This is a genomic window from Campylobacter concisus, assembly GCF_001891085.1.
In the GTDB taxonomy this organism is placed as follows: Bacteria; Campylobacterota; Campylobacteria; order Campylobacterales; family Campylobacteraceae; genus Campylobacter_A; species Campylobacter_A concisus_O.
Genome location: NZ_JXUP01000009.1, coordinates 1 through 11,291, shown reverse-complemented (window position 1 = coordinate 11,291; position 11,291 = coordinate 1). Strand labels below are relative to the sequence as shown.

Here is an 11,291-nt window from a genome sequence, read left to right as displayed (position 1 = left end):
TTTTAACTAATATAATTTATTAAAATTCTTTTTATTCATTGTTTAATTATTTTAGGCTAAACTCATTCAAAAATTCATAAGGAGATAAAATGAGTCTGTATGATAGGAACTACGCAAAACAAAATCAAGAAGAACTTGCGTACTCTCAAAGCTCGCTAAGCACTTTTATAAAACAAACTTATCAACTTTTTGCAGCATCACTACTTTCAGCAACAGCTGGCGCTTATGTAGGTATTAGCATTGCTGGCGTTTTTGCGGCAAATAGATTTTTGTTTTGGGGGCTTGTTATAGTCGAGTTTGCACTACTTTTTGGCTTAATGGCAGCTAAACGTAAAGAGGGATTAAATTTAATACTTCTATTTGCATTTACTTTTATAAGTGGCCTTACGCTAACTCCGCTACTTTCAGCGATCCTTGCTATGCCAAGCGGTGCTGGTATTGTAGCTCAAGCATTTGGACTAACAACAGTTGCTTTTGGTGCATTAAGTGTCTTTGCAATGAATACAAAACGTGACTTTACAACAATGGGTAAAATGTTGTTCATAACCTTAATTGTTATCGTTGCAGCAGCTATTATCAATATTTTTGTTAAAAGTACAATGTTTCAACTTGTAATCGCAAGTATTTCATCGATCCTATTTAGTGCATATATACTTTTTGATACGCAAAATATTATCCGTGGAAACTATGAAACTCCAGTTGAAGGCGCAGTTGCTTTGTATCTTGATTTTATAAATCTATTTACATCATTACTACAAATTTTAGGAATTTTTAATAGAAATGACTAAAGATGAGCGCATCTACCGAGTAATAGATGCGAATCTAAATAGGCTAAAAGAAGGGCTTCGCGTTGTTGAAGATATAAAAAGATATGTCTTTGATGACGCTAAGCTCGCCTACAAAATAAAATCCCTCCGCCACAAAGCAAAGATCCCACAAAAAGAATTTTTAAAATTTAGAAATTCTCAAAATGATGTCTTAAAAACTAGCACAAAAAGCGAGCAAGCTAGAGAAAATTTAGACGAGATAATCACTGCAAATTTCAAGCGTGCTCAGGAGAGTGCTCGCGTGCTTGAAGAGTGCTTTAAGCTCGTAAATTTAGAACAAGCCGAGCTTTTTAAAGGCATAAGATACGAGCTTTATGAGCTTGAAAAAGAACTTTAACTAAAAATTTAAATCTTTTCTTGTATAATCGCAACCAATTATTTTTAAAAATTTAAAGGAAATTTCGTGAGTTTAATATTTTTGATCTTACAGTTTGCTCTAGCTGTCATCATAACTATCGCTGTTTTACTTCAAAAAAGCTCATCTATCGGACTTGGGGCATATAGCGGAAGTAACGAGAGTCTTTTTGGAGCAAAAGGACCAGCTGGATTTTTAGCTAAATTTACCTTTGTGGTAGGCGTTTTGTTTATCCTAAACACACTTGCACTTGGATATTTTTACAACAAAGATCTAAAACGCTCTATCGTTGATAGCGTCGATAGTAAATCTCTAGTCATACCAAAGTCAAACGACGTACCATCAGCTCCTAGTGCACCACAAACTCCAGCAAAATAACAATGATAAAAACACTTTTAGCGTCATTCTTGGCGCTAACATTTGCTTTAGCAGACGCTCACATCCTAGTTTATCACCGCTTTGATGATCCAAGACACACAAGCACTGATATTTCTATTAAAAATTTAAGAGAGCAGTTTGAATATTTCAAAAATAATGGCTATGAAGTCGTTAAACTCTCAAAGCTAGTCGATGCTGTAAATGCTGGCGAAAAAATACCTGATAACTGGATTGTCATCACTGTAGATGATGGTTATAAAAGCTTCTATGACAATGCCCTTAGCGTATTTAGAGAGTATAACTATCCATTTGCGCTAATGCTTTATGTGGAAGCCAGTGCAAATAAATATGGCGATTATTTGGATTTTGATCAGATTAAAGAACTTGAGGCTTATGGCGAGATTGGGTACCACTCGTACGCCCATCCAAGGATGACAAAACTTAGCGATGAGGCATTAAGAGAGGATTTTCAAAAAGGCGTAGAGACCTTTGAAAAACATATGGGCTATAAGCCAAAATTTTTTGCAGTACCTTATGGTGAGATCGATAGTCGAGTTGTAAAACTTGCAAAAGAATTTGGTTTTTTAGCGCTTTTAAATCAAAACTCAGGTGCGGTTTCAGATAAGAGTGATGTTTACGATCTTTATAGAACACCAGTAATGAACGGTACAAAAATATCACTAACGTTTAATAGCAAATTTTTAAATGCCCAGTGGATATTTCCAGAGGGCTATCCGCAAAATAATGCAATAGACAAACTTATTATAAAAACTGATACAAATGCTAGCGAAGGTAGTTTTTTTATGACTGGCTTTAATGGCTTTAAAAAGGTACCTATGACGAATGGTGTTTTTGAGTGTAAATTTAACCCACCTCTCGATAAACGCAAAGTTTTAATATCACTAAAAGTAGATCATCAACGAAGCACAAAACTTCTAATAAAGGACATCAATGCTAAATAAAATTTACGAAACACAAAAAGAAGGCTGCGAGAAAGCAATAGCTTCATTAAAACGCGACTTTACAACGCTTAGAACGGGCAAGGTAAACATTAATATTGTAGATCATGTAATGGTTGATTATTACGGCTCGCCGACTCCACTCAACCAAGTAGCCACTGTGCTTACAAGCGATGCTTCAACTATCGCTATCACGCCTTGGGAAAAGAGTATGATAAAAGCGATCTCTTCAGCTATCCAAGCAGCAAATATCGGCGTCAATCCAAATAGTGATGGCGAGAGTGTAAAGCTATTTTTTCCACCTATGACAGTTGAGCAACGCCAAGAAAATGCAAAACATGCAAAATCAATGGGAGAAAAAGCCAAAGTTAGTATAAGAAACGTAAGAAAAGACGCAAACGATGAAGTCAAAAAGCTTGAAAAAGACAAAGCTATAACTGAGGACGAGAGCAAAAAGGGACAAGATGAGGTTCAAAAGATAACTGACACCTACACTGCAAAAATCGATACTCTTGTAAAAGAGAAAGAGGCTGAGCTTTTAAAAATCTAAATTTTTTAGAAATTTCTCCTTATCTAGCTACTTTTATGTAGCTAGATATTCTCTCAAAATAATATTTCAGAAAAATATTTATCAGCAAGTAGTTTAATTTTTTGTCTATTGTGTTTTTACCTATTAAATACAAATAGATCCTAACTACATAAAACATAGCCACCACTTTGTCTTTAACCTATTTCCATGAATTTTTAATTTAAATTCTTATTTTGAATTTGTCTTAACTTTTTCACTCAATATTATTAATTTTATGTATATTTATACACGGGATTACTACCTATTATGTATTTTGAATGTGCTACTACAAATATTATTTTGAGAATTTAAGATAGCCAAAAATCAAATATAAAAACTCTTAAACTTTCCCTTATCTTACAATGTCTTACTTTAAATAAGAAATTTACTGATTTTTTTTAATTCTAGTAAATTTTGAGCTGAATATTTATGGAAATTTTCTTATAGGCATTATGAATAATAAATCTAGGTAATGCTTTATAAAATAAACAAGGAATTAGATAGGTGGCCGGGAGATAGGGATTCGAACCCCAGGAGGCTTTCACACCTCAACGGTTTTCAAGACCGCCGCTTTCGACCGCTCAGCCATCTCCCGAATTAAAGATTTGTGATTATAACCAACTTTGCTTAAAATTTACTATAATCTCTAAATTTTACTCTGTTTTTTCTTTAATATATGTAGCTCCATCATTTATCTTTTCTTTGGTCCATTCTTTAGCATTATGAGTATCTTCTTTTACGCCATGCCAAGTATTTGAACAACCAGCTACAAAAAATGCTATACAAGCTGCTAAAAATAAATTTCTCACTGTTATTCCTTTGAGTAGTTATTTTTGAAGTTTGGAGGCGACACCCGGATTCGAACCGGGGATCAAAGCTTTGCAGGCTCATGCCTTACCACTTGGCCATGTCGCCATATTGTGGTGCCCGAGACCGGACTTGAACCGGTACGGTAAAAACTACCGAGGGATTTTAAGTCCCTTGCGTCTACCATTCCGCCACTCGGGCTAAGTTAATGGAGCGGGAAACGAGATTCGAACTCGCGACCCCAACCTTGGCAAGGTTGTGCTCTACCCCTGAGCTATTCCCGCGTTAAAGTTTGCAATGTTATCCAAAAATTGCTTAAAATTTTATTTTACTAAAACGAATTTCAAAATATTGTAAGCCATAAAAAGATAGAATGTCAAAATCCACTTTGGGGTTATAGCTCAGCTGGGAGAGCGCTTGAATGGCATTCAAGAGGTCGGCGGTTCGATCCCGCTTAACTCCACCAATAGACGATTTCAGGGGTTTTCAAACCTTGTCAAAAAATGCTTTTCAAAGCCCAAATTTAGGGCTTTTACCACTTTTTAAGATCTCATCTCTTATCATTGCATTTCATCAAATATCACTCTTTTGAGTGTATATCTGAGTGTAAAAAAATATTTTTTCTAACTTTTTACACTCAAAAACAAGGGTTACGAAATGGCAAGCTTTGCGAACGATTTGGCACTAAAAAAATTTACACTCAAAAATAAAATTCGTGAGTGGATAAAAGATGACGGAGTGAAATTTTTATATGTGCTTGCATATAAAACCAAAAAAGAAACCACCAAAACATTTTATTTCAAATATCAAGAGAGCGACGAGAAGCGAACAACAAAACAGATCAGGCTAGGCAAATATCCAAGCATTACGCTAGCAGAAGCAAGAGCAAAAGCTTTGGAGCTTGAAAGGCTAAGAGATAAGGGCGAGGATTTACAGCTAGCCACAGCAAAGCAAAAGGCTATCACGTTTAAAGACGTAGCCGATGAGTGGATAGAAAAAGAGCAGAGCAAAAGCCTTGTATCTACTAATAAGCAAATAGGGCGTGTAAAAAATCATCTCATCTTTTATTTAGGCAGTAAAGAGATAACAGCTCTAAAGCGTAGAGATTATATGCAGGTAATCGAGCAGATACAAGCGCGAGAAACGAAAAAGGGGCTAACCCACGAAATATCAGAGCGAACATTTAGGCTACTCCGTAAAATCTTAGATTTGGCAGTAAATAAGGGCTACATCGAGCACAATCCAACACGAGATATTATTTTTAATGATACTTTCAAAACCTCATCAAATAACCACTACAAGGCAATAACCGAGCCAGGCAAGCTAAAAGAGCTATTAAGAGCAATGCAGGACTATCAAGGCTCGTTTTGCACGCAGCAAGCGTTAATATTTGGCGTGCATACCTTTTTACGTAGTGCAAACGTGAGAGAACTAAAATGGCAATACGTGGATTTTGAGAATAATTTAATCACGTTTCCAGCCGAGGCAATGAAATTGAGAGAAGTTTTTTATATGCCTATTAGTAAGCAAGTAAAGAAGCTTTTAAAAACAATGCTAGAGCATAAAAGGGGCGATTTTGTCTTTCCTAGTGGCATAAGTGCAACAAGACCGCTAAGCGATAGCACACTAAACCAAGCAATCAAGCGGTTAGGCTTTGGCGATGAAATGGTATTTCACGGCTTACGCACGACAGCAAGCACTCTACTAAATGAAAATATCAAAAATCACGGCTTTAGTAGCGACGTGATAGAGCTTTGCCTAGACCATAAAGAGCGAACGAGTGTAAAAGCTATTTACGACCGAAGCCAAAGGCTGGACGAGAGGGCTAAATTAATGCAGTGGTGGAGCGATTATTTAGATAGTTTAATAAATGAGTGAAAAATGGCTAGAGGTTACAGCGATAAAATACAAGAGAACAAAGAAATTACAGAGAAAATTAAAAAAGAACAAGCAGGAGAAGTTATTAATATTATTGGCAATTTTATGATAGATAAACAAAAAGACCTAACAACCGCAACTATTTTTTTAGATTTTTTAAAAAAAGTAGAAAAGGGCGAGGTTAAAAATATTTCGATAGATGATTTTGCAATATTTACTAAATTTAACTTTGTCGGCGATATATATCACGAAGTTATGGATAAAGCAATTAATAATTTTTGCACTTTTTTTCAAAGAATAACTACCTCAAAAGCCAAAAAACCTTTAGCAGTAAAAAGATATGAATTATTTTTAAATAGCATAGAGCAATTAAAAGAAGCATTTAGCATAAAAGATAACATTCCCTCTCACTTCACACCAACAGGCAGAGAAAATGAACCTTATGTGTATTCTGGTAATTTTATGCCAGACAAGAGCAACGTGATAACTGAGCTAAATAAAGCCTTTTACGATTTAGAACATAAAGGCAACGAGTATTTTCAATTTGCTAAAGAGCTTAAAAATGATTTTGAGGCTTTTTCCAACAACCAAAAAGCCAAAGATGAATTTAAAAAAGAGATGCTAAGGCTAATAGAAATTTATGAAATAGACGCTTATGATTTTTTTAATAAAGCAGCTTTTGCTAATGCAGTAGTAAAATTTTACTACCCAAAAGAAGCTGACTAAAAATATTTTTTCGCCATAATAAGCTCTAAATTGAGGGCTTTAATATCTTACAATCTCAACTAAATAATAAAAATTTACCACTTTTTTAACTACCGACTAAAAATATTTTTCGTTGTCTTATCCTTTTAAAACTCGCATAATTCTTACATCAAATCAACTTAAGCATATCAAGCTTGCAAGCATTCAGGCTTAACCATTTGAGAAAAATTACATATAAAAGGATTGAAAAATGTAAAACAAAGCATTACTAAATTCAAGAGAAACAGCGGAGTTTTTAGGCATAGGAGTATCGACGCTTTACAGATACAAGAAATCAAGCGACTTCCCAAAACCTATCATCTACACAAATCAAACCATACGCTTTAAACGTGATGACCTCGAAGCTTTTATGTATAAAAAGCAAGGCGGAGCGATACCAGAGCAAGGGGGCGAAAGATGAAGCCCCTAAAACCAAGATATGACAAGCTAAGCGAGGAGGATTTTTATTTAGGCTTTATGCTAATAGTAAAAGAGCGTAACCCTAGCCTACTTAAAGCCATAAAAGAGGGCGAAACTAGCAAACAAACGGATGAAGCCCTAGACATAGCCCTTAGCTTTTACGATACATCGCTACAGCTAGCAAGAGAGATTAATGAACTAGAGGACGAAATACGACGGCTAAATTTTAAGCCGTCGAGTAATGCACCTCAACGCAAGAAAGGTTAATAAGATGAAACTTCAAATTACAACAGCAGGCAAAGGCGGAGCGATAATCGCTATCGAGCCTCAAAAGATAAAAGAATTTACTAGCCATTTAAGAGCTTATGGCGTTTCGAGTGTGAAAGAAGCACCACAAGGGTTAATAAATATGGCTTACGACCTATTTTACATCAACAAAAACCTAAGAAAGCAAGTAAGAGAACTAACAGAACAAGGATACAACGATGAAAGCAATAGTAACGTTTAATAATTTAGATTTAGAAGTTTTGGAGTATAAAGATACGTGGAGCTTATCAGATAGACAAGTAGCCGAGGGCTTTGGAGTTACACAAGAAGCAGTAAGAAAACAAAGAACGCAAGGTGCGACCGAATACATCGAGGGCGTGCATTATTATTACAAAGATATGTATAACGATGGCAAAGGTGGCGTATATGATACACCCCCGGACAAATCGGGCGGGGTGTCTAATAGTCAAAAAATGGTGTTTTGGACTAAAAAGGGCGTGATAACTCTAGGCTTTAAGCTAACCGAAACACCTCAAACGATAGCTTTTAGGGACTGGGCGAGCGATTTTATCCTAAACAGCAATAACCGCCCTACTACTATTCAAGAGCTTTTAGATAATCCTCGCTCACTTGCAGAACTAGCCCTAAGATACGCCGACACACTAGAGGAAAATAACCGCCTCGAAGCTCAGGCGATAGAAAATAAGCCTTATATTGCATATGCTAAGACAATTGAAAGCAGTAAAGGCAGTATTAAAATAGGCGATTATGCGAAAATGCTTTGCAATAAAGAGCAAGGCATAAATACAGGACAAAACCGATTATTTGAATTGATGAGAGAGCTAAAGATTTTAAAAGAAAATAACGAGCCTTATCAAAAATATTCAAATATGGGCTATTTTGAATATAAACCACAACCATTTACAAAGCCAAACGGCGAGCGGTGTCTAAGCTTTAGACCCCTAATAACACCAAAAGGACAAGTAAGGCTAGCCGAAAAATTAATAAATGCGATAAAAAGTAAATAGTCAAGTCAAAAAAGGGTGGAGCAGACAGCCACCCTTTACAAGGTTACGAACGTGGATATTTTAGCAGAAGTTGAGAGCATTATCAACCCAGCCGAGAGCAAAATTTACATAGACACGATAAGGGCGACTTTTTACAAAAAAGCTATCACGCAAAAGACCCATAAAAAAATTGACCTTTTAAAGTCAATCGCTCGAAAATATGGCAAAAAATGGCTAAAGCTGGATAAGCAGACAGCAAAAGCCGTCAAGATAGAACGCCGTTATGAGTTTCGAGATTATGAGATAGTTAATATTTATATGCTTAGCGACTTGCCTATTTTCTATGCTACATTAAAAAACGCAGGCAATGAGCCACAAAAGGCGTTATTTGAAGTTTATGGACTTAGGCAGTATAACAAGACACCACCACCGCGAGAGCTAATAGCGGAGCTCCTAGGCGTGATAAATAACGTTTCATCTCTTGACCTTTGTTTTGATAAGGATAGCCCCTTTAACCTTGAAGCCTTTTGCGATGAGGTTATTAGCTTTGAGAATACCAAGTATCTAAAAAACAACGATGTATTAACCAGGGTGTATTTTTATGACAAGGCAAAAAAGAATAATTTAAACTTGCCTATCTACCGAGTCGAAGCCGTAGTAAGCATAAATCCCAAAAGTAAAGATAACCCCTTGCCTCTCAAGCAAAGGCTAAATTTACAACTCCCTTACGCCCTGGATGAGTTTAAATCCATACTGGATAAGAGCACTAAAGAGCAAGGCACAATCAAGCCCTACAAGTCAAAAGAGAATAAAAGAGAACTAAGAGCATAACCAGCCGAGATTTTGGCTCGTTACCTCAACGCACAGATATTTTTATGCGTTAGCCTAATTTTTGGCTTACGCAGCAAAGCCCCCTAAATGTGAGCTTTGTCCGTCCCCTTAAAATTAAGGACACGAGCCGACCCCTAAAAATAGGCTATCCGTCTAACTAGCTCTAACAATGAAACCCAAACAACCCTATTATCAAAGCCTGAGCCTTGCAAGTGAAACGTAAAAGCTGGCTATGTTTAACATAGGTAGCTTTAAAAGATGACCTAAGTTTAACTTACCTCATCGTTTCCCAAAAAAGAGAAACGATAGCAGCAAGGGGAGGGTAAAAAATACCTACCCCTTACAAAAGGGGAGCAGGTTATCCATAAAAAAAGGGAAAACCCTAGCAATAAAAATGGATTTCACCAAAAAATGAAAACGGCTTTTAACCTTAAGCCAAAATAGCCCTTTTTTTGCTTGCTTAAGGTTTGATAAAAAAGGTAGTTGCAGAGATTGCCACCGCTTGCCATATTTTTAGCGTTTTTCGTCTATCTTTTAAAATCAAAAATCAAAGCCAGCACCGAGGGGCTAGAGCTTAGCACGTAAGCCACGCACGAGCGAAAATCACAATTTAAGAAAAGCAACGTATAGTGTGCCCTTATAAAACTACCCTACAATGACCTTTTTGTTACAAAAAATCTCCCTTTATCCTTAAATGAAAAAATTAATTATCAAGGGGCTAAAAATATTTACATTAAGGTTAAAAATGAGAAATTTTTTTACAAAAAAAGTGAGATGGGTTAATTGCAAATTTACAGAAGCAAAGATTGATTTTATAGACTACAAAGACACTTCACTTTTAAAGTATTGCTTGTCAGAGAGATTTAAAATCATGCTTGGTATAATCTAAAAAACCAAAAAAGGATGAACTTCTTAAAATACACGCTTTGAAGCAAAGTGAAAATTGCAATTAAGAAAATTTGATAAGGATAAACTTGAAAATAGCGATAAATAGCACGAGTGGTTTTGTTGGCTCAAATTTGTGTGAGTTTTTAGCTTCAAAAGGGCATGAAATTTTAAAAATAAAGCGTGAGATTTATGCGGATATTTCAGCTTTGACTGAGATTTTGCAAGAGTGTGATGCTCTAATAAATTTAGCTGGTGCAAACATCTCGCAAAGATGGAGTCAAAGCTATAAAAATGAGCTTTTTAATAGCCGAATTGCAAGTACGAAAAACCTTGTTTTGGCACTTTCAAAGACTTCAAAAAAGCCCAAAATTTTCATCTCAACTTCGGCGGTTGGCATTTATGAGAGCGGTTTAATACACGATGAAAGTTCGCAGAATTTTAATAAAGGATTTTTGGGAAAATTGGCGGTGGCTTGGGAAAATGAAGCGTTAAAGGCCAGTGAGCTTGGCGTGAAAACGGCGATTTTTAGGCTTGGCGTAGTGCTTGGCAGAGGGGTTGATGGCAAAACGGGCGGTGCTTTGGCTAAGATGTTGCCGATTTTTAAGCTAGGTCTTGGCGGCGTTTTGGCAGGCGGAAAGCAGAGCTTTTCGTGGGTGCATCTGGACGATTTGCTAAAAGCTTATGAGCTTGTGCTAAATCATGAAATTTCAGGCATTTTTAACCTTGTTTCGCCAGAATTTGCTACCAATGAAAGCTTCACAAAGGCCCTTGCAAACACACTTAAACGCCCAGCCATTTTTAATGTCCCAAGCTTTGTTTTGCAGCTAAAATTTGGCGAAGGCTCGGCGATATTGCTTGAAGGTGCAGATGTGCGACCTGTAAATTTACTAAAACAGGGCTTTGAGTTTAAATTTGGTGATTTAAACGCTGCTTTGAGTGAAATTTTAAGCTGAGATTTTTTAAAGGCTCAACAAAACTTAAGCAGATTTTCTCTTATCAATTTTAGTAGTTTCTGATATAAGTTTTCCTGTGTAGTTTTAGTATCATATTTAAATTCACATTCTTTTAAATGTAATAAGAAAATCTCTTTCCTTATCCCTTTAAATAGCGTAATTTTGAGCTGGGTGAATTAAATTCATACAGCTTTTTTAAAAGGGCGTATCTAGTTAGATCAAAAACGCCCCTAAATGTTAAAAAATATCGTATTTTACGTAGTTAGAGCCAAGATCAAAGTTGAGCTGGGTAAGTTAGATTTAGGTAGCTTTTAAAGGATGTCATCACAGCTGACACCCTAGGGTGCATATATGTCACTCTATCGGTAACACGTGTGTAACACTTGTAACGTATGTAACGTTACAAGTG

Annotated in this window: 13 protein-coding genes, 5 tRNA genes and 3 pseudogenes; 15 read left to right on the top strand and 6 right to left on the bottom strand. The window is 36.1% G+C overall.

The genetic code is table 11. The annotated features are described in order from the left end of the window. Positions 1-89: 89 nt before the first annotated feature. The 5 genes from TH67_RS08510 to frr all read left to right on the top strand — a co-directional run bounded on the left by TH67_RS08510 (position 90) and on the right by frr (position 3,069). Positions 90-788, top strand: a complete 699-nt coding sequence (locus tag TH67_RS08510) for a Bax inhibitor-1/YccA family protein (RefSeq protein WP_072595206.1) — start codon at positions 90-92, stop codon at positions 786-788. Beyond that, positions 781-1,164: a thiamine-phosphate pyrophosphorylase gene (locus tag TH67_RS08505; protein ID WP_072595205.1), complete on the top strand. Its 384-nt coding sequence runs from the start codon at positions 781-783 to the stop codon at positions 1,162-1,164. Before TH67_RS08510 ends, TH67_RS08505 begins: the two co-directional genes overlap by 8 nt. Positions 1,165-1,230: 66 nt before the next feature. Next, positions 1,231-1,560 carry a preprotein translocase subunit SecG gene (secG, locus tag TH67_RS08500; protein ID WP_072595204.1) on the top strand — a complete coding sequence of 110 codons (330 nt, stop codon included), beginning with the start codon at positions 1,231-1,233 and terminating at the stop codon, positions 1,558-1,560. Between the two features lie 2 nt (positions 1,561-1,562). Beyond that, positions 1,563-2,522, top strand: coding sequence for a polysaccharide deacetylase family protein (locus TH67_RS08495; protein ID WP_072595203.1), 960 nt, complete (start codon positions 1,563-1,565; stop codon positions 2,520-2,522). Next, positions 2,512-3,069, top strand: a complete 558-nt coding sequence (gene frr, locus TH67_RS08490; protein WP_072595202.1) for a ribosome recycling factor — start codon at positions 2,512-2,514, stop codon at positions 3,067-3,069. Before TH67_RS08495 ends, frr begins: the two co-directional genes overlap by 11 nt. 523 nt (positions 3,070-3,592) lie before the next feature. Here the strand turns inward: frr and TH67_RS08485 are convergent. The 5 genes from TH67_RS08485 to TH67_RS08470 form a co-directional block, all read right to left on the bottom strand. Continuing rightward, positions 3,593-3,682 (bottom strand) — tRNA-Ser (locus TH67_RS08485). 58 nt (positions 3,683-3,740) lie between these two features. Then, entirely contained in the window at positions 3,741-3,896 is a 156-nt protein-coding gene (locus TH67_RS10400) for a hypothetical protein (protein ID WP_167496266.1), read from the bottom strand. Positions 3,897-3,928: 32 nt separating this feature from the next. After that, a tRNA-Cys gene (locus TH67_RS08480) sits at positions 3,929-4,002 on the bottom strand. Between the two features lie 6 nt (positions 4,003-4,008). Next, positions 4,009-4,095, bottom strand: a tRNA-Leu gene (locus tag TH67_RS08475). An 8-nt stretch (positions 4,096-4,103) separates the two neighbouring features. Beyond that, positions 4,104-4,178: transfer RNA gene (locus tag TH67_RS08470), tRNA-Gly, on the bottom strand. Positions 4,179-4,284: 106 nt separating this feature from the next. Here TH67_RS08470 and TH67_RS08465 point away from each other — a divergent pair. From TH67_RS08465 to TH67_RS08425, 10 genes and pseudogenes are all read left to right on the top strand, one after another. Continuing rightward, positions 4,285-4,360, top strand: a tRNA-Ala gene (locus tag TH67_RS08465). Between the two features lie 191 nt (positions 4,361-4,551). Then, positions 4,552-5,772 (top strand): tyrosine-type recombinase/integrase, encoded by a 1,221-nt coding sequence (locus TH67_RS08460; protein WP_072595201.1) that lies wholly within the window; start codon positions 4,552-4,554, stop codon positions 5,770-5,772. Positions 5,773-5,775: 3 nt separating this feature from the next. Next, entirely contained in the window at positions 5,776-6,498 is a 723-nt protein-coding gene (locus TH67_RS08455) for a hypothetical protein (RefSeq protein ID WP_072595200.1), read from the top strand. A 256-nt stretch (positions 6,499-6,754) separates the two neighbouring features. Next, a pseudogene (locus TH67_RS10860) lies at positions 6,755-6,937 on the top strand (helix-turn-helix transcriptional regulator); the annotation flags it as partial. Continuing rightward, a complete protein-coding gene (locus TH67_RS08445; RefSeq protein WP_072595199.1) occupies positions 6,934-7,203 on the top strand; it encodes a hypothetical protein in 270 nt (89 codons plus the stop codon). The pseudogene TH67_RS10860 and the gene TH67_RS08445, both read left to right, overlap by 4 nt. A gap of 4 nt (positions 7,204-7,207) precedes the next feature. Further along, entirely contained in the window at positions 7,208-7,444 is a 237-nt protein-coding gene (locus tag TH67_RS08440) for a hypothetical protein (protein WP_072595198.1), read from the top strand. Then, positions 7,422-8,231: a phage antirepressor KilAC domain-containing protein gene (locus TH67_RS08435; protein WP_072595197.1), complete on the top strand. Its 810-nt coding sequence runs from the start codon at positions 7,422-7,424 to the stop codon at positions 8,229-8,231. Before TH67_RS08440 ends, TH67_RS08435 begins: the two co-directional genes overlap by 23 nt. Positions 8,232-8,282: 51 nt before the next feature. Further along, on the top strand, positions 8,283-9,041 hold the full coding sequence (locus tag TH67_RS08430; RefSeq protein ID WP_072595196.1) for an aspartate carbamoyltransferase: 759 nt from the start codon (positions 8,283-8,285) through the stop codon (positions 9,039-9,041). A gap of 745 nt (positions 9,042-9,786) precedes the next feature. Next, positions 9,787-9,915, top strand: a pseudogene (locus TH67_RS10395) (hypothetical protein); the annotation flags it as partial. 100 nt (positions 9,916-10,015) lie between these two features. Then, positions 10,016-10,882 (top strand): TIGR01777 family oxidoreductase, encoded by an 867-nt coding sequence (locus TH67_RS08425; RefSeq protein WP_072595195.1) that lies wholly within the window; start codon positions 10,016-10,018, stop codon positions 10,880-10,882. Positions 10,883-10,896: 14 nt separating this feature from the next. Here the strand turns inward: TH67_RS08425 and TH67_RS10220 are convergent. After that, positions 10,897-11,037: pseudogene (locus TH67_RS10220) on the bottom strand (IS1595 family transposase); the annotation flags it as partial. Between the last annotated feature and the right edge of the window lie 254 nt (positions 11,038-11,291).